The organism is Lysinibacillus sp. FSL H8-0500, assembly GCF_038051955.1.
GTDB classification, from domain to species: domain Bacteria; phylum Bacillota; class Bacilli; order Bacillales_A; family Planococcaceae; genus Lysinibacillus; species Lysinibacillus macroides.
The window spans coordinates 2,725,811-2,748,085 of record NZ_CP150292.1; the positions used below are offsets into that span (position 1 = coordinate 2,725,811).

General features: G+C 40.8%; 22 protein-coding genes. 2 read left to right on the plus strand and 20 right to left on the minus strand.

What is annotated here, in order from left to right; all coding sequences use genetic code 11:
• Positions 1-67: 67 nt before the first annotated feature.
• The 10 genes from MHB44_RS13065 to MHB44_RS13110 all read right to left on the minus strand — a co-directional run bounded on the left by MHB44_RS13065 (position 68) and on the right by MHB44_RS13110 (position 10,226).
• Positions 68-604 (minus strand): hypothetical protein, encoded by a 537-nt coding sequence (locus tag MHB44_RS13065; RefSeq protein WP_341299511.1) that lies wholly within the window; start codon positions 602-604, stop codon positions 68-70.
• A gap of 117 nt (positions 605-721) precedes the next feature.
• The gene (locus MHB44_RS13070) at positions 722-874 is read right to left on the minus strand and encodes a YpzG family protein (protein WP_083448495.1); all 153 of its coding nucleotides are present in this window, start codon (positions 872-874) and stop codon (positions 722-724) included.
• A gap of 120 nt (positions 875-994) precedes the next feature.
• The gene (locus MHB44_RS13075; RefSeq protein ID WP_341299512.1) at positions 995-2,953 is read right to left on the minus strand and encodes an AraC family transcriptional regulator; all 1,959 of its coding nucleotides are present in this window, start codon (positions 2,951-2,953) and stop codon (positions 995-997) included.
• 138 nt (positions 2,954-3,091) lie between these two features.
• Entirely contained in the window at positions 3,092-3,406 is a 315-nt protein-coding gene (locus MHB44_RS13080; RefSeq protein WP_341299513.1) for a DUF3784 domain-containing protein, read from the minus strand.
• A 12-nt stretch (positions 3,407-3,418) separates the two neighbouring features.
• On the minus strand, positions 3,419-4,681 hold the full coding sequence (locus MHB44_RS13085) for an alpha/beta fold hydrolase (RefSeq protein ID WP_341299514.1): 1,263 nt from the start codon (positions 4,679-4,681) through the stop codon (positions 3,419-3,421).
• A 292-nt stretch (positions 4,682-4,973) separates the two neighbouring features.
• The gene (locus tag MHB44_RS13090) at positions 4,974-5,354 is read right to left on the minus strand and encodes a carboxymuconolactone decarboxylase family protein (RefSeq protein WP_341299515.1); all 381 of its coding nucleotides are present in this window, start codon (positions 5,352-5,354) and stop codon (positions 4,974-4,976) included.
• Between the two features lie 208 nt (positions 5,355-5,562).
• On the minus strand, positions 5,563-6,936 hold the full coding sequence (argH, locus tag MHB44_RS13095; protein WP_341299516.1) for an argininosuccinate lyase: 1,374 nt from the start codon (positions 6,934-6,936) through the stop codon (positions 5,563-5,565).
• An 80-nt stretch (positions 6,937-7,016) separates the two neighbouring features.
• A complete protein-coding gene (locus MHB44_RS13100; protein ID WP_341299517.1) occupies positions 7,017-8,210 on the minus strand; it encodes an argininosuccinate synthase in 1,194 nt (397 codons plus the stop codon).
• A 268-nt stretch (positions 8,211-8,478) separates the two neighbouring features.
• A complete protein-coding gene (locus tag MHB44_RS13105; RefSeq protein WP_341299518.1) occupies positions 8,479-9,228 on the minus strand; it encodes an SDR family NAD(P)-dependent oxidoreductase in 750 nt (249 codons plus the stop codon).
• Positions 9,229-9,236: 8 nt separating this feature from the next.
• Positions 9,237-10,226 carry an MBL fold metallo-hydrolase gene (locus MHB44_RS13110; RefSeq protein WP_341299519.1) on the minus strand — a complete coding sequence of 330 codons (990 nt, stop codon included), beginning with the start codon at positions 10,224-10,226 and terminating at the stop codon, positions 9,237-9,239.
• 409 nt (positions 10,227-10,635) lie between these two features.
• Between MHB44_RS13110 and proC the strand changes: the two genes are divergently transcribed.
• Both proC and namA read left to right on the plus strand, forming a co-directional pair.
• A complete protein-coding gene (gene proC, locus MHB44_RS13115; protein ID WP_341299520.1) occupies positions 10,636-11,439 on the plus strand; it encodes a pyrroline-5-carboxylate reductase in 804 nt (267 codons plus the stop codon).
• A gap of 49 nt (positions 11,440-11,488) precedes the next feature.
• Positions 11,489-12,499 (plus strand): NADPH dehydrogenase NamA, encoded by a 1,011-nt coding sequence (gene namA, locus MHB44_RS13120; RefSeq protein ID WP_341299521.1) that lies wholly within the window; start codon positions 11,489-11,491, stop codon positions 12,497-12,499.
• A gap of 46 nt (positions 12,500-12,545) precedes the next feature.
• Here namA and MHB44_RS13125 read toward each other — a convergent pair whose 3' ends face one another.
• From MHB44_RS13125 to MHB44_RS13170, 10 genes are all read right to left on the minus strand, one after another.
• Positions 12,546-12,824 (minus strand): DUF1450 domain-containing protein, encoded by a 279-nt coding sequence (locus MHB44_RS13125; RefSeq protein ID WP_341299522.1) that lies wholly within the window; start codon positions 12,822-12,824, stop codon positions 12,546-12,548.
• Positions 12,825-12,890: 66 nt separating this feature from the next.
• Entirely contained in the window at positions 12,891-13,946 is a 1,056-nt protein-coding gene (locus tag MHB44_RS13130; RefSeq protein WP_341299523.1) for an LLM class flavin-dependent oxidoreductase, read from the minus strand.
• Positions 13,947-13,961: 15 nt separating this feature from the next.
• The gene (locus MHB44_RS13135) at positions 13,962-14,903 is read right to left on the minus strand and encodes a ring-cleaving dioxygenase (protein ID WP_341299524.1); all 942 of its coding nucleotides are present in this window, start codon (positions 14,901-14,903) and stop codon (positions 13,962-13,964) included.
• A gap of 57 nt (positions 14,904-14,960) precedes the next feature.
• A complete protein-coding gene (locus MHB44_RS13140; protein WP_341299525.1) occupies positions 14,961-15,404 on the minus strand; it encodes a MarR family transcriptional regulator in 444 nt (147 codons plus the stop codon).
• A gap of 97 nt (positions 15,405-15,501) precedes the next feature.
• Positions 15,502-16,119 carry a sporulation-specific diadenylate cyclase CdaS gene (gene cdaS / locus MHB44_RS13145; protein WP_341299526.1) on the minus strand — a complete coding sequence of 206 codons (618 nt, stop codon included), beginning with the start codon at positions 16,117-16,119 and terminating at the stop codon, positions 15,502-15,504.
• A 126-nt stretch (positions 16,120-16,245) separates the two neighbouring features.
• A complete protein-coding gene (locus MHB44_RS13150) occupies positions 16,246-16,476 on the minus strand; it encodes an acyl-phosphate glycerol 3-phosphate acyltransferase (RefSeq protein ID WP_341299527.1) in 231 nt (76 codons plus the stop codon).
• Positions 16,477-16,587: 111 nt separating this feature from the next.
• The gene (locus MHB44_RS13155) at positions 16,588-18,582 is read right to left on the minus strand and encodes a methyl-accepting chemotaxis protein (protein WP_341299528.1); all 1,995 of its coding nucleotides are present in this window, start codon (positions 18,580-18,582) and stop codon (positions 16,588-16,590) included.
• Positions 18,583-18,874: 292 nt separating this feature from the next.
• The gene (gene rnz / locus MHB44_RS13160; RefSeq protein ID WP_341299529.1) at positions 18,875-19,807 is read right to left on the minus strand and encodes a ribonuclease Z; all 933 of its coding nucleotides are present in this window, start codon (positions 19,805-19,807) and stop codon (positions 18,875-18,877) included.
• A gap of 98 nt (positions 19,808-19,905) precedes the next feature.
• On the minus strand, positions 19,906-20,739 hold the full coding sequence (locus tag MHB44_RS13165) for a methyltransferase domain-containing protein (protein ID WP_341299530.1): 834 nt from the start codon (positions 20,737-20,739) through the stop codon (positions 19,906-19,908).
• Positions 20,736-22,235, minus strand: a complete 1,500-nt coding sequence (locus MHB44_RS13170; RefSeq protein ID WP_341299531.1) for a cobyric acid synthase — start codon at positions 22,233-22,235, stop codon at positions 20,736-20,738. The genes MHB44_RS13165 and MHB44_RS13170 overlap by 4 nt, the downstream gene beginning before the upstream one ends.
• Positions 22,236-22,275 lie beyond the last annotated feature (40 nt).

Genomic DNA, 22,275 nt, shown 5'->3' on the forward strand with positions numbered 1-22,275 from the left:
ATTTTCAGCCATTCATCTTGTAAATCACTGTAGCTATCAGCATCCTCGCCTCTATCTCCTTTAGTGGTTATGCTAATTCTTCCTCTGCAAATAGAAGTAGTGTGCCATCCGCTTGCTTTAGATAAAAAGCAAATGCGTCATAGCCATTGCTTTTGACAGTTTGCCAGTCTGCTGTTTTGCCATTGATTAACTGTACATCACCTTGCTGATTGACCTCGTAGTCATCCATCTCCTCATCATAGTCAATATTGTAACAAAAGGCGAGCAGTACCTCGCCTGCTGGCATATTGTATTTTTGCAGTGAGCGATTTGCCCGTTCCTCCTCGGTGTATTCATCACAAAACATCGCATCATAGCCATGTTCTGTACGATCAAAGAGCAAAATTTCCTCACCTGTTAAAGCATCCTTTGCCATGATTTTAGCTGTTGCCCCTGTAATAAAGGACAATTCTTCACCATCGATTGCTAATAAATCACCAGCATACCAAATCTCAAAGTGATGATTGCCTGCGCTGGAGCGAAGCTGGAATTGTGAAATCACATCGTCTATTTGCTCTATCTTTTCTGCAAATGGCTGTAAATAGAGTGGAATCGGAATATTCATGGTATTCTCTCCTTATTTTTCAAGTAGTATGTATAGTATATAATCTCACATAAAAAACATCGAGAATTTTTCATCTCGATGCTTTTGGGCTTGATTACACTTATTTGTCTAGCATGATTAAAACTGTCGGGCCTTTGCTTCACTTCGCAAGAGACGGTTATGGAGTGTAATCTCCGTTTCGCCATTGACTTGCGCTTTGGAATGCTTCATCCTTGACCAGTTGCGGTGGATTTTTTGAGATTTCGGATCTAATTGTTCGAACCTACTCATTGTTCATCCTCCTCATCATTGAGCTTTTATAAGTGAAATCTTTTTTATTATGACCAATGTCTACTCATCTATACCTCTTACATTATTCCATTAGGAAAATTTGTTTCATCTCTGGATACTCTACTTTTTCTCCAATAAAATATGGACGATTTTCTCAAGCTGAAGCTCTAAAGAGTAAGGATCCTCCATCACAAATTCATCTCCAAATTCACCATACATATATACATTGCCATTTTTCACAGCAGGCGCTCCCTGCCAAACAGGGCTGTTTAAAATCTCTTTTGCATCTTCTGGGGAATTCACATAGACAAATACATGATCGCCTAAATAATCGGGCAGCACCTCTAATGAAATATTTTCAAAGCCTTCTTTCATATTCAATGCTTGCTCTGTAGGCGGTAATTTCAGCATTTGATAGATGGTATTACTCCCATAATTGCCACCCTCAGCAGCTAGCACAAACAAACCTGTAGGGCTTAATTGGACGATTGACACCGTTTCGCCTTCTTTAATAATACCCTCTATTTGCTTGCGAGCTTCTTCAACCTTTTGCTGGTATTCTGCTACCCACTCCTCTGCTTCTTGCTCTTTGCCAAATACTTCTGCAATTCTTTTAAATTTTTCTACAGGTCCTGCCGTTGAAAGCTCCTCCCAATAAGGGATAAAGACTGTCGTGCCAATTTTTTCATATTGCTCAATATTATCTTCTATCGAGCCAATAATTAAATCAGGCTCTAACATCGTAAGCTTTTCAGGATTCATTGGAAAATTACCTAAATTCTCTATTTTAGCTAATGTTTCTTTAGCAATACCTGATTTCTCAATCCAGGCCTCATGTAACATCCCTTCTCGCACACCCACTGGAATAATTCCTAGCTTTAATAGCTGTCCCATATACTGATCTGCTGCCACTCGTTGAGGCTGTGCTGGAATTTCAACATCTCCCTTTGGTGTAGAAACCATTCTTGTTTTTGCTTCTTGCTCACTATTTGCTTGTGTTTCCACTTGATTTGTCGGTGATTGTGAGGCTCCATTTGTATTAGTTGCTCCTGAACATGCTGTTAATAATAAAGACAGGCACATAAATAAAGTCATGGCCTTTATTTTCATATTTTTGTACTTTGACATTTCGCTTGCTCCCTTTCGTTGATAATGATTTTCAATTTCATCATCAATATACCACTCGTGTTTATCTGGGAGAATAGCAGATCTTCCTTTCCAATGTAGCAATTCTTCATTTTTGCCTTGCTGCTTTTGTCTAAATTGAGCAGGAGATATGCCTTTATATCGTTTAAAGCTTCGACTTAGTGAATGTCCATCAGGATAGCCGACATGCTCAGCAATTTCCTGCAATGTCGCATCTGTTTGTACCAGCAATTTTGCAGCTTTATTAACTCGCACTTCACCCCAATAGTGCATAGGGCTGGTACGCATTTTTTCTTTAAAGCGCTTCGATAAATACCCTACACTACAGGCTAACTCTTGCGCTAATAGTTCAAGCGTCAGGGGCTGATGGCCATTGTCCTCTATATAGCGAACTGCCTCTGTCACTAAGTCTGATTTTAATGGCTGGATAGCCTGTCTATGCATTTGTTGTAAAAGTTCATCGACAAACTGATAAAATAATGATTTGATATGTAAATTTTTCAATCCTTTATCAGATGATTGTAACCAAATCCTCTGCATCTGTTCCACTTTATCAAATAGTGCGAGTGGCATGGCTGACGCAAAGGCATATTGATAGTAAAATGGATTGTTATGTTCCAATAAGGCTATGAGCTCTTGTCGATTTGGTAAGGGGAGCGTTGCTTTATAGAAGATCATATAGTATTCCATATCCTTTTCAGCCTCAATCTCTATATAAACGCCCTTTCCTGCGTGAAGAACATAAAATGGCTGAATCATATGTCTATTTTTATCCATCCATAGTTGTGCACTGCCTCTTTTCGTATATAGAAAGGCACTTGTCGGTAATCGATAGGGACCGAAACTCTCTCCCTGCTTCATCATTCTAAAACGTACATCCATTACTTTAATGTGGGCATGATTCCACAAAAGTATATGATCGCTTAATTTCATCGTGCTAAAGCACCCTTTCTAGCCTGAACCATTTTTATGCATCTAGTTTAACAGAAATCCAATTAAATGATAATGGTTCTCATAAAGAAATATCGAAAAGGACTTGCCATTCCATTGAACAAGTCCTTTTCTACTGTATTATTCTTTAAAACGATTGCCTGTATTCGTATAAACAAGCACAAAAATAGTGAGTACTACAAATAGGCTAAGCCCAATTACTAATAACCATTGTATGAACAAAAGTTCACCCAGAGCACATAATAATAGGCAAAAACAGTATCCATACATGACCTTCCCCATAAATTTTGCCAGTGCCTTTTCATCATATTGTTCCTGCTCTTTCTGTGATATCGTATTAAACCCCGCCAGTAAAAAGGCTCCCTTCCCCTGCGATAAAACAATCGCAAAGATTAGAAATGGTAGCATCATTATAAAATATACAAAGGCACTCAAACACACATCACCTTACTTTCCATTTAGGATAAATTGTTGAACAGCAGGTAACAATTCTTCATGTAATGGGCGTGAGGGATCTGCATAGGTTGCTAAATTGCCAGCGCGATTTGTTGGCGCTGCTTTTAGCACATGGTTCATACCTTCCATATAAAGTAGCTGTGCCTCTTGCTTCCCTTCTTTTAATGCTGCAGCATCCGCTTCCTTCACCTGTAAATCATTTGTTCCCTGTATCAATAATACATGACTTTTCACTTTGGCAAGCTCAGCTGCAGGGTGATATTTCAGCAAGGAAATCAAGAAAGGCTGCACAGATGGACGAAAGATGGCCTGTAATTCTGGCGAAATTGTTTTTACCTGCTCACCCTGTTTAAGAGTAGCCAAAATATCGGTTGCTTCATTGACAAGATTTGGTGCTAGCTGTCCTTGTAATTGTTCCATTAAAACCTCATCTAATGGTCTCCCTGCGCCCGCGATCGAAATAAAGGACGCCGCATCTGTTTTTTGTGCTGCTAGTAATCCAATCAGTGAACCTTCACTATGGCCAATAATATGAACGCTTGTATAAGCTTGATCCGCTAGCAATGTTTGAAGGATTTGTACGGCATCATCCACGTATTGATCGAATGTACTGTCCTCCTCCTTCGTTAAGAGTGCTTGATTATCGCCAAGTCCCCGTTTATCATAGCGCACTGTGGCAATTCCCTTTTCGGCAAGGCCTTCTGCAAGCATTTTTAAGCTATTATTTTTGCCCGCCAAAGCTGAGTTGCCATCCTTATCTGTTGGCCCAGAGCCAGCAATAATTAGTGCCACGGGCGATGGGGCTGTGCTAGCCTTGTGTAGGGCTACCGTTAAATCACCATTTTGAACAGGTATTCTCACTGTCTCATACGTAATGGGCTGCTCCTGGTAGGCTGTTAAAACTAATGGGAATATACCACCGTTTTGCTGGAATGTAGCCTCTATCTGATCATTTTTTAATTTACCTTTAATCGCGATAGCAGCGCCATTTATCTGAATCGATATATTTACTTGGTCATCTATATAGTCGACACGTTGAAAGGGAAAATTGGCTAAGCCTTGTGCAGGCACCGATAATGTACCACTATCCTTCTGTAACTCAACCATCATCGGTAATGGGCCATTGGGTGTTTCAATCGTTCCCTCCCATTTGCCAAGAAACTGCTCATTCATATGAACTTCCCCCTTTGTTTCTTTTTGCGTGCATGCTCCCAAAAGCAACCATATACAGCATAGCCATAATAATTTTTTCATAGCCTCTCCCCCAATCTGTTATAGTTAGAGTATTACAGATTTTTTAGTATGTCAAAATTTTAAATTTTTGATGGACCAATTTTTAGGCAAACGAAAAAAGGACCCAGAAAAATTCTGGATCCATGGACACTTATTGTTTCTTGTTGACTTTTACTGTTAATAGCTTTAACAGTTGTGGCGGACTTTCCTGAGATTCTTGGTCTTTGGGTGTTTGACTACTCATTCTATATCCTCCCCATCATCACAGATTAATAAGTGGTTCCGCTATTATGATGAGCCATTTCCCATGTTTTTATTCATTTTTTTCTGCAAAAACTTGCTGTGCGATTGTTAAAGCATTTTGCACACGTGGGAAACCAACATAAGGTACTAATTGTAAAAGTGCTTCGACAATTTCTGTTTGCGTTAAGCCTGCATGTAAGCCACGCTGGATATGTGTTTTAGTTTGAGGTGCAGCTCCCTGTGTGACAACCGTTGTGATCACAACAAGTGCTCGACTTTTCGCATCAAGCCCAGGTCTCGAATAAACATCTCCATAAGCAAACTCAATAATCATTTTTCGTAAATCTGGTGCTGTCTCAGCTAATGCATCGGATTCGATCATTCTCGCTGCTTCTTCCTCTGTTACATACTGTTTAATCGTTTCAAGTCCCTTTGTAAAACGTTCACTCATTGATAAATCCTCCCCCTGTTTTTTGTACACAAAAACCTCAATTCCGCGTCTCCAGAATTGAGGATTGTCCTTCACGTATGTAAGGTTCTCTTTTTCACATCACCCTCTGGCTTTGTTGAAAAAGGATTTGGTTTTCATAGCGCCTCACAGGACAGCTTTCATGAATTATCTATGCAAAAGTCACAAGGACATGCACGCAAAAGTAATATTAGACAAGACAGGCTTGCGCTTGCTCAATTTGGATTTGCACCTGCTCAAAGCCAGTGCCGCCTAAGGAATGACGACGACGAACAGCCGCTTCTGGCGCTAAGACATCATAAATATCCTTTTCAATCAGCGCACTTTCCTTCTGCATCTCATCAAGCGGTAAATCTAATAAGTAAATGCCTTTTTGAATACACGTAAAGACAAGTTTTCCTGTTACCTCATGTGCCTCACGGAATGGCATACCCTTTGTAGCCAGATAATCGGCAAGCTCCGTGGCATTCGAGAAATCGGCATGAACAGCTTGATGTAAGCGTTCTGTATTGACGGTCATTGTACGAACCATACCTTCAAAGATTTTGAGTGAGCCAAGGATTGTATGTACCGTATCGAACATGCCTTCCTTGTCCTCCTGCATATCTTTATTGTATGTTAATGGTGTACCTTTTAACACCGTCAATAAGCCCATTAGGTTGCCATAGACACGACCCGTTTTACCACGAATCAGCTCTGCCATATCAGGATTTTTCTTTTGTGGCATAATGGAAGAGCCTGTGGAAAAGGCATCATCCAGCTCGATAAACTTAAATTCATCTGTAGACCATATAATAATCTCCTCTGCAAAGCGCGATAGATGCGCCATGAGCAGGGATGAGTTGCTTAAAAATTCAACGATAAAATCACGGTCACTGACTGCATCCATCGAGTTTGCATAAACCTTACTAAAGCCAAGTAGCTCCGCTGACTGTAAGCGATCGATTGGAAAAGTTGTTCCTGCCATTGCACCTGCACCTAATGGCAAAATATCAATGCGTTTAATGGATTCTGTAAAGCGCTGTTTATCACGCTCTAGCATCCAAAAATAGGCCATTAAATGATGCGCAAAGGAGATCGGCTGGGCACGCTGTAAATGTGTATAGCCCGGTGCAATCGTTTCAATATGCTCCTGTGCCTTCTCTACCAACGTTTTCTGGAATGCTACGATTAAATCAATCGTTTCCTGCACACGCTTTTTCAAGAAAAGATGCATATCTGTCGCTACTTGGTCATTACGGCTACGACCTGTATGCAATTTGCCCCCAACAGGACCAATTAAATCAATTAACATTTTTTCTAAATTTAAGTGGATATCTTCATTAGCAACGCTAAATTCAAGCTCACCAGCGATTGCCTTATCTTTTAATTGGGCAAGACCATCTAAGATAGCCTCAACGTCAGCTGCTGGTAAAATGCCCGTTGCACCAAGCATTGTGACATGGGCAACACTACCTTCAAGGTCTTCTAGTACAAGCTCTTGGTCAAAGCCTATGGATGCGCCAAACTCATCTACCCATGCCTCTGCTGATTTTTGGAAACGTCCACCCCAAAGTTTTGTCATCACAGCTCACCTTTTCTTTCATTGCTTATCAAAAGGTGTAGTTTAAGCACAAATGCTGCCCTACACCTTGCTTATCAAGCTTATTTTTTATTGACAGATGCATTGACCACAGTCGGTAGACCCCATAGTTCAATAAAGCCTACTGCGGAAGCATGGTTGAATTGATCTTCCTTCGAATATGTTGCAAGTTTTTCATTGTATAGTGAATTTGGTGATTTACGTCCCTCAACAATCGCATGTCCCTTGAATAGTTTCACACGGACTGTACCATTCACATATTGCTGTGATTGGGCAAGGAATGCTTCAAGAGCATCACGTAATGGTGAGAACCATAGACCGTCGTAAATTAATTCAGAAAGTTTTTTCTCAATTACTGGCTTGAAGTGTGCTAATTCTTTTACAAGCGTTAAATCCTCAAGCTCTTTATGTGCTGTTAACAGCACTTTTGCACCTGGAATTTCATAAACCTCACGAGATTTAATACCAACTAGACGATTTTCCACGTGGTCAATACGCCCTACACCATGTGCACCTGCTACTGCGTTTAATTCTTGAATTAAATCAGCAAGCTTCATTTCTTTTCCGTTTAATGCTACTGGTTTACCAGCTACAAACTCGATTTCCACATATTCAGCTTCATTCGGTGCATTTTCAACAGAAACCGTTAAGCCGTAAGCTTCCTCTGGTGGAGACACCCAAGGATCTTCCATAATCCCTGCTTCATTAGCACGCCCCCATAGGTTTTGGTCGATGGAGAACGGTGAATCCAATGTTGCAGGAACTGGTACGTTATGCTTGATAGCATATTCGATTTCCTCATCACGGCTCCAGCCCCATTCACGTACAGGTGCTAAAACCTCTAGCTCAGGATTTAATGCTTTAATGGAAACCTCAAAACGAACTTGGTCATTGCCTTTCCCTGTGCAACCATGTGCTACAGCATCTGCGCCTACTTGGTTCGCAATCTCTACTAACTTTTTCGAAATTAGTGGACGAGAAAGTGCTGATACTAACGGATATTTTTGCTCATACCATGTATGTGCCTGTAATGAAATCAAAGCATATTCCTCAGCAAATTCATCCTTTGCATCTACCATATAAGATTCAATTGCACCAACTTGCAATGCTTTATTTTTAATAAATTCAAGGTCTTTTCCTTCACCAACGTCAAGACATACTGCAATGACGTCCCAGCCTTGCTCCTTTAACCACGGAATTGCGACTGAAGTATCCAGTCCGCCTGAATATGCTAATACTACTTTTTTATTTGCCATGAAAAATGCGCCTCCAATTGCTCATATCAATATGTATGTTTATACATTTGTTTAAAAGTTTATACATGCATAATACCATGTTATAAAAATAAAAACAAGTGTATTTTTATAAATTTAGAGACTTTCCTCTTTAGCGTAAAAAAGAAGCTATATCAATACTTAAGGACATATTATAGACGATGAATATTTTTCGTTTTTTAGCTATCCATTATATTTTATAAAAAAACTGTAAACATTCTTCATTGATAGCGAACGTTTACAGTTTGATTTATTTTTTATGGAAAAATGATTTACCTAAAAATTCAATGGTGGCAGGGGCTAATGCATATAGCTTGCTGGACAAGCCCATTATTTTTGGTAAATTGACCTCACGCACTGGACGATCAATGGTTTTCACCGTTGCTTGTGCCACTTCTTCTGCAGATAATAAAAATTTTCCTAAGGACTCTCTGTAGCCACCTGCATCATTGGCTTTATCTAAAAATGGTGTATCAATTGGACCTGGATGGATGGCTGTCACGTTGACATTGTACGGAGCCAACTCCATTCGCAGCCCATTCGTAAATCCTACAATTGCATGCTTGGTTGCAGCATAGACACTTGCTTTTGGTGTTGCCACCTTCCCTGCCTGTGAACCAATGAATATCAACTGGCCCTGTTTGCGCTCCACCATCTGAGAGGCTAAACGTTTAGCAAGATAGATGGGTACACTAACATTCAATTCGATCATTTCCGCAATATCCTTATCCTGTAAAGCAGGGGCTACTGCAAACTTTCCTACACCTGCTGAAAGAATTGCTACATCAATCGGTGGTAGCTGGGCACAAACATCATCAAGTGTATGTAAATTGGTTAAATCAGCTTGGATCACTTGAGCACCTAAACGTTCTAGTACCTTTAGTGCAACGGCATTGCGACCCGTGGCATAAACAGTATAGCCCTGTGCGACTAATAATTCTGTAATTTTCAAGCCTACCCCGCTTGTTGCACCTGTAACAAAGATGGTCTTGTTCTTCATCAATCAGCCTACTTTCTTGTAAATAAATAAATGCCCTCTGCTGTTTTTGTCGATGTCACTAAATGATTAGCCTCTAAATAATCTAAATGCCCAAGTGTTTTAGATAATGTTAAGCCAAGTTGACGCTGGAAAATCGCAGGATATAGACGCTGTGTTACTTGTACCACCGTTAATTCATCATCGCCCATTAACTCATACACCTTCATCGATTGCTGATGCTGGCGTTCAAGTCGTTGATCAATTAAAGACGGAATATCCTCCAGCTCTGCTCCATGTCCTGTATGCATCATTTTTACAGGTAATTGGCGTAAAATTTCAAGTGATGCATTGTATTGCAGTAAAGATTTTGTACGTCCCACTGTACGATCCAATGGTGGCTCGATTAATGGGTTGGGTGTGATTTTTTCCAGCAATAAATCCCCACCAATAACATGATATGTTTTTTCATCCCAGAAAATAAAATGGCTTTGTGCATGACCTAACGTTTCAATGGCCTTTAACCCCGGATGACCAGGTACTTCATCTCCATCCATTAAAATCTGCGTTAATGGCCGTTCCCCGACCAGCTCCAATTCACGACGAACATGGACACTTGTCGAAATATATTCTTGTGGTACACCGTGCTCCAATAAACGCTCACTGTAAAATTGCTCATGATAGCGTAAAAAGTCTTCATCATGACGCAGCCATTTATCATTATAGGCATGCCCCAAAATTTCTGCATGTGGAAAAGCATCGACCCATCCAGCATGATCTGGATGATGATGGGTTAAGACAACTTGCTCAATATCGCGCATCTCAAAGCCGGCTGCTCGAATCCCCCATTTTAGCGCATCATAGGCTTCTACTGTTTTTGGCCCAACATCAAAAATGCTCAGTGCATCCCCTTTGACAATAAATGCATTAACATCTCCTACTGCATAGGGTGTTGGTATTTCTATTTTGTAAATAGACAAAGTTGGCTCCCCCTTTTCACGCACTAGTGAATGCGAATTCATTCTATTTTACAATTTTTTTCTCTTTTCGTCATCCTCCTGTTGACACGTTGCCTATTCATCACTATAATTTTGAATAATCAAATTACTTAATATGCGTTGATGAAGCCAAGTAAGTGATTGGTGAAGGTGTTAGAGAGTGTTACGCTTTGCTGAAAGTAACATCGCCCGCTCCCATTGCTGAACCTACTTCTGAGCAGTTATGCAAACATAACCGTTTCCCTTGCGATAAAAGGGCTAAAAGTTGTGCCAAATTGGCAAACAAAGGTGGTACCGCGGAAACGACAGCGTTTTCGTCCTTGTAAGAAGGACGAGAGCGCTTTTTATTTTGGTTTCACGGACATTTAAACGCCTGTTGAACCAAAATAAAGCCCCAGCGGCTATCACAGATTTTGAACTGGAGGTGTTGGTCATGAAAAAAATAGTATTTATTGGTGCAGGCTCAATGGCTGAGGCGTTAATGCAGGGCTGGATCAAGCAAAATGTGCTAGCTGCACAGGAAATTTATATTACCAATCGTTCTGATAAGGAACGTTTACAATTTTTACATGAAGCATACGGGGTGAATAAGGTGGAGGACCCTGCTATTTATCAGCAAGCAGATGTTATTATTTTAGCAATGAAGCCAAAGGATGCTATTATGGCAATGCGTGAATTAAAGTCGAAAATTACAGCTCAATCAGCTGTGGTATCTGTGCTAGCAGGTGTTTCCATCGCTACGATTACACAATTTTTAGGGGAGCGCCCTATTGCACGTGTGATGCCAAATACCTCTGCGACAATCGGTATGTCCGCAAGTGGTATCGCCTTTAATCACAAAGTGTCTGCCACACAACGATCAATGTTTCTTGAATTGCTAGAGGCGATTGGCTCCGTTATTGAGGTTAATGAAGATCAATTACATGCGGTAACAGCTCTTTCAGGTAGCGGTCCTGCTTATATTTATTATTTAATGGAGGCATTTGAACGAGTCGGTACAAAGGTTGGGCTATCTAAAGATACAGTACGGCTTCTTATGACGCAAACGCTTGCTGGCAGTGCTGAAATGCTCAAGCAATCCACAGATGAGCCTGATGTTTTACGCAAAAAGGTCACAAGCCCAGGAGGCACAACAGAGGCTGGTATTCAAGCATTAGAGCAACATCATTTCCATGAAGCCATTGAAGCATGTATCAAAGAAGCGGAGGCGCGATCTCGTTCACTTGCAAATGGCTAGCAACAGGTGCAAAATAAAGTGTATCACTAGGAATTAGGGAGGCTTTATTTTGAGTAAATTATTCGAACCTTATCAACTACAATCCATCACTTTAAAAAATCGTGTTGTGATGGCGCCAATGTGTATGTATTCAGCACAGGAGGATGGGCTTGTTGCACCCTTTCATCTCGTACACTACGCAACACGTGCAGCAGGTCAAGTAGGGCTTATTATTGTGGAAGCAACAGGTGTTGTACCTGAAGGTCGTATCTCCAATAAGGATTTAGGCATTTGGGATGATGCCCATATCGAAGGTTTATGTCAATTGGTGGAGGGCATGAAAGCCTATGGTGCGAAAGCAGGGATACAGCTTGCACATGCAGGGCGTAAAGCAACGGTAGATGGCGAAATCTTTGCCCCATCCGCTATTGCCTTTAGTGACGATTATAAAACGCCAACGGCAATGACAGAGGAGGATATTCTTAATGTCATTGAAGCCTTTAAGCAAGCTGCTATCCGCGCAGTAAAGGCAGGCTTCGATGTGCTTGAAATACATGGGGCGCACGGTTATTTAATCAGTGAATTTTTATCGCCTGCAACGAATAAACGTCAGGACCAATATGGTGGCTCACAGGAAAATCGCTATCGTATACTGCGTCAAGTGATTGATGCTGTGCGCAGTGTATGGGAAGGTCCTTTGCTTGTCCGTGTTTCTGCGGAGGACTATGCAGAGAATGGCACAACAATGGAGGACTTTATCGTCTTTAGTCGCTGGATGAAATCACAGGGTGTGGATTTAGTCGATGTATCAACAGGTGGTGTTGTGCCAGCAGCTATTCATGCGTTTCCAGGCTATCAGGTACCACATGCAGAGGAAATTAAGCATGGGGCTAATATTCCAACTGGCGCAGTTGGTCTTATTACAACAGCTATTCAAGCAGAGGAAATTTTACAAAACAACCGTGCCGATTTAATTTTTCTAGCACGTGTTTTACTACGAGAGCCTTATTGGCCACTCCATGCTGCAAAAGCGCTGGGCGAGGATATTCAACCTCCTGTGCAATATGTGCGGGGCTGGTAATAAAACATGAAAAAACAGCTTGTCTCGATGCAAGCTGTTTTTTTGCTTATAAAAGAGGGTTTTGCGTTAGTTCTTCTTCAATCGCCTGTACTAGGGCTTGTGCATCATCTGCTGTGACCACTTCCCCGTTCACAATAGCAAACAAACCTTGCTCACAAACTTCACAATGCGATGTACAACCCAATTCCTCCACCTCGACATCATTACGTTCTATCAATACATCATAGGCATCTGCTGCACCTAGTGATAGATTCGTAATGCAAAACTCCACTCTATTTTTCATAAGCTGTGGTTCTTTTTTCTTTTTAAATAGCGAAAATACCATTATCAACGCCCCCTACTATTGATTATGCTGTGAAGGCGACATAGATTGCAAGAAAGATAACCTTCTTTATTGCGCTGTATATTTTTTCATAGCAGGGATTATATCGTTGCCGATGATTTCAATATTTTTCATGATTTTCTGGAAGGGTACGCCACCAAAATCAATTTGCGCCATAAAACGCTGCATACCGAATAGCTCGTATTGATACAATAATTTTTCAATAATTTGTTCCTTGCTGCCGACCATTAAGGCATCATGCACATCTGGCGCTTCAGCAAATTGTTGCTGTGGATAGCCGCTGCCACGAATCGCTTGGAAGCCACCGTTTAAATGTGGGTACATTCCTTCAAGCGCCTCTTTCGTTGTGTCTGCCACATAAAATAAGCTTGTCGTTGCAATTGGTAGCTCATTCGGCTCAAAGCCACTGCGCTCTGCCGCCTCTCGGTATGCATCAACGGATGGCTTGAAATGACTAGCAGGTCCACCTAATGTTGTTAGCATCATCGGAATCCCCATATAGCCTGCTTTGATGGCACTGGCAGGTGGTCCACCAACCGCTCGCCAAATCGGTAAGGAGCCATTTTTAGGCTGCGGTAAAATTTGAGCATGGTGCAGTGGTGCACGGAATTGGCCCTCCCATGTCACAGATTCCTCCTCATTAATTTTCATAAGTAGCGCTAATTTCTCCTCAAAAATTTCCTCATAGTTTTGTACATCAACACCAAGTAATTGATAGGCACCTATGCGCGAACCACGTCCTGCCACAATTTCTGCACGTCCATCTGATAATAAATCAATCGTAGCAAAATCCTCATAAACACGCACAGGGTCTGACACACTTAGCACCGTAGCAGAGCTTGCTAATTTAATGCTTGATGTGGCTTGTGCAATCGCCCCTAACACAACGGTATGTGCCTGTGTTGTAAAGTACGTTTGATGACTTTCACCAATGGCGAATACATCAATTCCTGCCTGCTCTGCTAATTGGCTCGCCTCTACTAGCTCTTGTAAACGTTGCTGGGCAGAAATGCGTTTGCCCGTTAGTGGGTTAGGAATATGATCTCCCAAAGAATATAGCCCAAATTCAAGACCCTGTGATTGGTTGATACGATATTTTTCCATGTGTATGCTCTCTCCTTAATCGAGTGGTTCTAAAATGGCTTCAATGTCTGCACGTTTTTCTTCTAAAAATGGTGGGAGGTCTAACTCTTTGCCAAGGTCTTCCACAGCAGAATCTACGGTAAATCCTGGTCCATCTGTTGCCAGTTCAAATAAAATGCCGTTACGGTCTCTAAAGTAAAGACTTTGGAAATAATAACGATCCACAACACCTGAGCTATCAAAGCCTCGCTCTTTAATTTTCGCAGCCCACGCTTGTAGCTTTTCCACGCTCTCTACACGCAATGCTAAATGGTGAATACTACCTTTGCCCGGCTTTTCACTTGGTCCTTCTAATTCTTTGACAACAAGCTCTCCAAATACCTCCCCTTCTAATGATTGCAGAACTGTTTCTTTTTCCCCTTCTGTGACAACAGTATATTGGAATAGGTCTTGCAGGACATGCACTGTGCGCTGTAAATAGCGAACCGTTATTTCCACTGTCCCCATACCTAAAATGCGATGTGCTGCTGGAATATCAGTGCCATCCCATGATTGCCAATGTGCAGGCGTATCTTGCTCATGATGATTTAATAGCACCATCCGTAAACCTTCATGATCCTCAAAAAATAAGGCATCTTTTCCTGCATAGGTTGTGATAGCACTATGTTCAACCCCGTGTTGTTGAAAGCGTTCTTGCCAATAGCACAGGCTAGCATAGCTTGGTACAAGTAAGCCAATACGTGTAATGGCATTTGTTCCCCTTACTGTTCGTCCTGCAACAGGCATTTCAAAAAAGGTCAACTCTGTGCCAGCTGCCCCTGTTAAATCGCCATAAAATAAATGATACATAGATGGCGAATCTTGATTGACGGTTTTTTTCACACGGCGTAGCCCTAAAATTTTTGTATAAAAATTATTATTTTGTTGTCCATTTTTCGTTAGCATCGATATATGATGATGTCCACTTAATTTATTCATAATAGATGATCCTCCCATTATTTTCACTTGACTAAGCAAGTGAAAGTGTAAAAAAATTTACACTGGTGGCAATTTCTTTGCGCGACTATGTTTTTCAAGTTTTGTCATCGCCGTATATAAAGATTTTATTTCCTCTTCTGTTAATACATCTTCAAAAAATGAGGACTGGAAATGAAGCTGACTTGGTGTCGAAGTAGCTAGTACGTGCTCTCCTTTTGCCGTTAGCGAAATGGTTTTCGTTTTCCAATTTTGTTGCCGTGCAATAAGTCCCTCTTTTTCGAGACGAGCAAGCATACGGGACATGCCCCCCTGTGTCACAGTTACCCTCTCAGCTAATTGGGATTGTGTAATGGGTGCATAGGTCTTTATTTGTATGAGAACATCGAATTGTGCAGTCGTTAAATCAAAGCGCTTTAAAAATTCGTTGGAGAGCTGATTGCTTTGCGCAGTAAAGCGCATCATACGAATCCACGTCAATGTTCCTAGTGTATGATTTTTCATTACCCTATCCCCTTTCTATTATCACTTTACCATGCAAGTGATAGGAAGGCAAGAAAAATATCTCGAATTCAAGATATTTATTTATAGGGAGATGCCCCTATATAATACCATGAGGTGTAATCGGATATAAATTGCCCCGAAATGCAAAAGAAATTCTACCTGTTTCCTCTGACACAATCATAATGAGAGCATCACTCACCTCACTTAATCCTAATGCAGCACGATGCCTTGTACCTAATTTCTTGTCACCCATAGAACGCTCTGATAATGGTAGTACATTTGCTGCTGACTCAATAACATTGTGATTTATGAGTACAGCACCATCATGTAGCGGATTACCAGGGAAGAAAATAGATTCTACTAAGGAATGAGTTACCTCTGCACCAATATGAACACCTGGCTGAATCAAACACTCTAAAGAATCTTCCCGTTGAATAACAATTAAGCCCCCATGTTTTCTTGTGGACATATTTTGCACACTATACGATAGTTCTGGATACTTTTCAGTAAAGGGGGAAAGATAACAATTCAAATAAAATGTAGCTGCCTTCATCTCAATCGCCATAAATTGTTCTTTAATCTTTTCAAAATTACCAAGAAGACAGTTCGCATCTGTATCCATTTCCTTCACGCTTTGTTGTAAGGATAGAATGACGTTGAGAAGCTCTTCCTTTAGTGTTTCCTTCATTGGTGCAAAATCACAGTTGATGTCCATTCAAACACCTCTCTTTGTTTGATCCTTATGTGTAATAGTGTTTCTCCATACCTCTTTTTTATGCCCCTTTATCATAAACAAAACGGCTCCCTACTAGAATAAAGTAGGAAGCCGTTCTATTTCGCCTTACATATGCCCCGCGCGAATTTTTTTCACAATACTAAAGGTCGTATAGAAAGCAGCCGGTGCCAACACGACGATGAAAATAAGCCAAACGGTTAAATTATTGTTTGCTTTCAAGGTTTCATAGTTTGTCATCACAAAGACAATAAGACCGAATAATAAAAAGTAACTCAGCACATTTGGAAAAATAACGATTAAGCGTAATAGTGCTGGTGGTATCTTTTGTTGATTCATCTAAAATCACACCCCTTTTTCAATTATACGGGAACGATACCATTTATCGCACTATATTTCTTTAATCTATCAGCATCGCTTGTCATGAAGGTTCCTTTATTGCGCTTATTTTTACACTTTATATTTGCCTGCGGATTGTTGGAGGCTTTCTGCTGTTGCATTCAATTGGCCGATAAATTTAGTCATGCCCTCCATACTTTCTGCCTGCTGCTTTGCTTTTTGAGCAACCTCCTCAACACTTTGCGATGTTTGTTTTGCTAGTAATGATACATCCTCCATTGTCGCTGTTACTTCCTCCGTACTGGCAGCAATTTCTTCTGTTGAGCTGGATACTAAGTCCACCTGTGTTGCTAGCACTTGTACATCATTATGAATGCCCTCAAAGGAGTGCTGTGCTTCTTGTACAATTGAACGTCCCGCATGTAAAACATCTGCCGTGGATTGAATGGTTGTGACCATATTGGTTGTTTCTTTTTGCACATTTACTACGACCTGTGTAATTCTATCTGCTGCACCCTTAGAATCCTCTGCTAATTTACGAACTTCCTCTGCCACCACTGCAAAGCCTTTCCCCGCTTCTCCAGCTCGTGCTGCTTCAATAGAGGCATTTAATGCTAGCAAATTTGTTTGATCGGAAATTCCTGTAATGACACTCGTAAATTCCCCAATCATGGCTGATAATTTTTCTAATTCCTGTGTGCCCATAACTGCATGATTTGTTTTTTCATGAATGGTTACTAATTGCTGCTGAAGTGTACGCATAATTTGTAAACCATTCTCAGCATTTTCCTCGGTATTACGAGAAATTGTGGAGATTTCGGCAATAGATTCTGAGATATGCTGAATACCTCGTGCTAATTCCTCCATTGAATGGGCACTATCTTCTGTATTTTTCTGTTGAGCAAAGGAGGCCTGTGCCACCTGACTTGATTCCCCCTGAATAATAGCTGCGGAATCAAATGTGTCATGAGCATTTTCTTGAATGGTATAGGTGGCTTCTTTAATCTGATTCGCATCTTGTTTTAATTCCCGCATAATCATTTGGAAATTTTCCATCATCCCATTAAAGGAACCAACTAATCGCCCAATCTCATCCTGCGCCTTGATCGGAATGCGCTTCGTTAAATCCGCCTCACCTTTACTAATTTCCTCTAAAGAGTTCCGTACATTGTTGATACGAGAAACCTGTTTGGAAACAGATATTCCAGTAATAAAGAAAATTACACAGACAACAATTAATGACGCTACAATAGTTCCAATTAAGATATGTGATAGAATTTTATTGGAAACAATAATAGCTAAAGATGTACCATTGGATAAGGGCTTTACATATTGTGTCACACGTGTTCCATCATAATGTCCTGAAAACTCCGTAGCCTGTTGTGCTGAAAAATGAGCCGGTAAAAAGCCTATATCTGCTAAATTTCTATCACTTGTAGCCGAAATAACTTGACCTGCTTCGTCTACAATTGCCGCATATAACACTGCGGATGATAAGTATTGATGAAGCTCATTGATATAGGATTCACCACCGATACTCGCTTCTAAATCTAATAGCTGCTGTCCATTCCGTGCTACTTGTACAATTTGAGGTGTTGCGGGATTCCAGCTACCTACCCCTACAAATTTAAAGAATTCATTGTCAATATCACGAACTTGTGCTTTTTGAACAACCTCCTTTACATCGCCATCCAGGAGCTGCATATATTCTGCCGCCTGCCCATTAGGATCTGCGCCAAAATTAAAATCAACGGATGGTGCGACAGATGTCACGGTTGTATCACCTTTATCATCTGTACTCCAAATTTCATCGATCCCAGCTCGTTCAGTGATAGCTTTTAAATCTTCATATGTTGCCCCTTGATCGAGAATGTAAGAAGCCATCACTGATTCGGCAATCATTTCTTTTTCCATTATCTCTTCTGCTTTTTCTCGTGATTGAATAGCTGCTTCCATTCCCATCACAATGGAACTAGCGAGTGCCTCTCCATTGTTTTTTTCAGTTTTATACGTAGCCTGGTAGACATAAATAGAAAATGCACCAATAATTAACACAACAGTTATCATAATTTCTAGCAACATTTTCCATCTCATTGAATTTCTCATTATTCCTATCCCCCTAAAAAATATACCGCCTTTCCGTTTTATCATACAATAGTACTTCCATATATTTCATTCATTTTTATGAAAAAACTATAATAAATTAAAGAGGAATATGAAATTGTCGTTAAATTGTAAAAATTCTGTAATAAATAGAATTAGGATAAATGGCATATGCATTTGAGCAATGATAAAGTAAATAGAGCCTATTTTTTTAGTAGATAGTTAGCACTATTTAAAAAATACCCTATTCATTGAGAGTCCTCACAACAAATAGGGTATTTTCACAAAAAGTATATTAAAATAATTGATGGTTGTGCCACGTAAAGATGGTTTGATCGGCTGCTAGCAATGTTTGTGGGAAAATATGCTGTGCTTCAGCCAAAAATTGCGGTAAATCCTGCGAAAGGAAGCGGGCGCTTAAATGATTTAATAATAAATAATTTGCCCCTGCCTGCTGTGCAACTTTTGCTGCCTCCACATTTGTCGTATGCCCATAGCTTGCTGCTAGGTCTGGTGTTGTGCCATCAAAAGTGGCCTCATGCACAACAATATCAGCCTTCATTGCTAATTGAACAGCCTCTTGACAATATTTCGTATCCCCTAAAATCGTCAGAGTAAAGCCTTTTTTCGGAGGAGCAGTGACATCCTTTGCTTGAATCAGCGCACCATTGTCCAGCACAATATCCTGTCCCTTTTTCAATTGTCCCAGCAATGGTCCTTTTGGAACACCAAGAGCTCGTGCCTTTTCAATCAGCAATTCACCAGGTAAAGGCTTTTGCTCAATGCGATAGCCATAGCATGGTATCACATGTCGCAGCGCCTTTGCGTAAACTGTAAAATGCTCATCCTCCAACATTACGCCCTCCTGTACTTCGACAAAATGTAGAGGATATGTTAAATGAGTATTGGATAATGCCAATGTTTGCTCCACCCAGTGCTGTAGACCTGCAGGACCAAAAACTGTTAAGGGGTCATTGCCCCCTTGAAAGGAACGTGAGCTTAAAAAGCCTGGTAAGCCAAAAATATGATCACCATGTAAATGGGTAATAAAAATTTTAGTGACTTTCCTTGGCTTTAATGAGGTATGTAAAATTTGGTGCTGTGTCGCCTCTCCACAGTCAAATAGCCATAGTTCTCCTATTTCATCAAGTAGCTTTACCATTAAAGCACTTGTATTACGATCTTTTGAAGGCATCCCTGCGCCTGTTCCTAAAAAATGTAGCTGCATATCTGCCACCTCATTTCCTGTTCTATCGTTTTATTGTACCCTATCTATACCAATAAGAAAAACCTTTGGAAAAATAGCTTTCCCCAAAGGTTTGTCTATTATTTTGGTTGCCATGATACAAGTGCCGCATGAAAATCATGACGATAATAATAACGTCCATTTTTTTCTTCAATAAAAGGTACAAGAGACTCCTCCACATGTGCTTGCTGGAAGTCTGTACTTAGGATTTTTTTGCTTTGCGTTGTCACAAGTTGCTCATAGCTATTATATTCATAGACACGCTCTAACGGAATGATTTGGCAATCTGCATAAATATCCATTTCATACAGTAAATTCAAAAATTCAATATAATCTCTACGCGGGAATTTAATAGCATAGCCATACCTTTCATATAAGTGCTCATAATGCGGTTGAATCGGCCCCGTTGTCATACCAATAATCGCACGCTTTTTTGCCAGACGATTCATATGGTATAAGGCGTTTTTAATTTCATACATCCGATAAAAGCAATTGATGCCTAAAACAATATCATGTGGCTCGATATCATCCTCGGCTAGCTGTTCCCACTTTGCATGCACGTACGAGACATACTGACTTGAGATACATTGCTGTAAGTATTGCAATATGCTTTCGGAGCTATCTACGCATGTCAGCTTGTCTACTCGCTCCGCTAATGGAAGTGTGTAATTCCCCCATCCAGGACCAATTTCTATTACGGAATGCTGAGGCTCGATATATTTTTGAAGCTCCTGAAAAATTTTTGCCGCATAAGGATCAGTTTGCCCCATTTTTTTACGAGCTACGGATTGTGTCCAAAATTGCTCTTCAAGCTGATCGTCGACCATACGCGCAGGCATATGGCCATGCCAATCCTTCATGCCCTCCTGCCATAACGCCTCATAATTAATGGCTAATGGTCCTTTTCTTGTCATACAGATACCTCTAACGATAAAATTTCATATATTTTTTTCATATCAAGATTGGCACGCACATGGCTAGCTAGCATATTATAGGCATCCTCTCTGCGCTGTGCATCGCTTTTTACATCACTTGGCAAAGCGACTAATCCCTTTTTTAATCGGATTTCATTGACAAGCTGGCGGGTAAAGGTACGATTATGGAATAATCCATGGAAATACGTGCCAATCACTTGCTCATCGTGACTTATCGCACCATCTATGCGTCCATCCTCAAGGTAAAGAAATGGCGATACTTCATCACGTAAAATTTTTGTACGCCCTAGATGGATTTCATAGCCTGTCAATATATCCTGTCCTCTTGTACCTGTCATTTGCACAGTCTTTTTATCCCCAACAAAAATTGTTTCTATTGGCAATAATCCAAGACCTTCAGCGGATTCGCCATTTCCTTCCACTGCATCTGGGTCCAATAATGTTTCGCCAAGCATTTGGAAGCCGCCACAAATACCAATAATTTTTGTACCACGCTGACGTAAATTTGTAATCGCCTGATCAAAGCCCTGTGCCCTTAGCCATGCTAAATCATCCATGGTACTTTTTGTTCCTGGCAATATTAGTAAATCTGGTGTGCCAAGCTCCTGCACATTGCCAATTAATCGTACACCAACCTCTGGCTCATCAAAAAATGGATCAATATCTGTAAAATTTGAAATACGTGGTAAACGAATCATGGCCACGTCTACGGCAAACTCACCTGGCTTTGGCTTTTTAAAGCGCAGGGAGGATAAAGCAAGCGAATCCTCCGCTTCGATCTGGACATCTAAATAGGGAATAACACCAAGTACGGGGATGCCAGTTTCACGCTCTACCCATTCGAGACCATCGTCCAATAATTCTCGCATACCTCGAAACTTATTAATAATCAGCCCTTTGACACGTGCTCGCTCCGCCTCATCCAGCAAAGCCAATGTGCCAATAATGGAGGCAAAGACACCACCACGATCAATATCGGCAACAAGTACGACTGCAGCATCTGCTAAATGGGCCATTCGCATATTGGCAATATCACGGTCCTTTAAATTAATTTCCGCTGGGCTTCCTGCACCCTCTAGGACCATCACATCATATGTATGTTGGAGTGTACGCACTGATTTTTCAACAATCGGCATCGCCTCCTGCACAAAGTTATTGCGATAGCTTTTGGCATCCATATTTAAAAAATGCTTGCCATGCACAATGACCTCAGACATCATATCTTGCTTTGGCTTCAGCAAAATAGGGTTCATATCCGTTGTTGCGACAACACGGGCTGCCTCTGCCTGTACACCCTGTGCACGACCAATTTCTCCGCCATCCTGTGTAACAAATGAATTAAGTGCCATGTTTTGCGATTTAAACGGCACTACCTGAAAGCCATCATCTGAAAAGATACGACATAATGCTGTACAAATCATACTTTTTCCAACATCAGAGGCTGTTCCTTGAATCATAATTGATTTAGCTGGCATTATTCTTTTTCCTCCATCGTGATTGATGTAACGCAGGTAT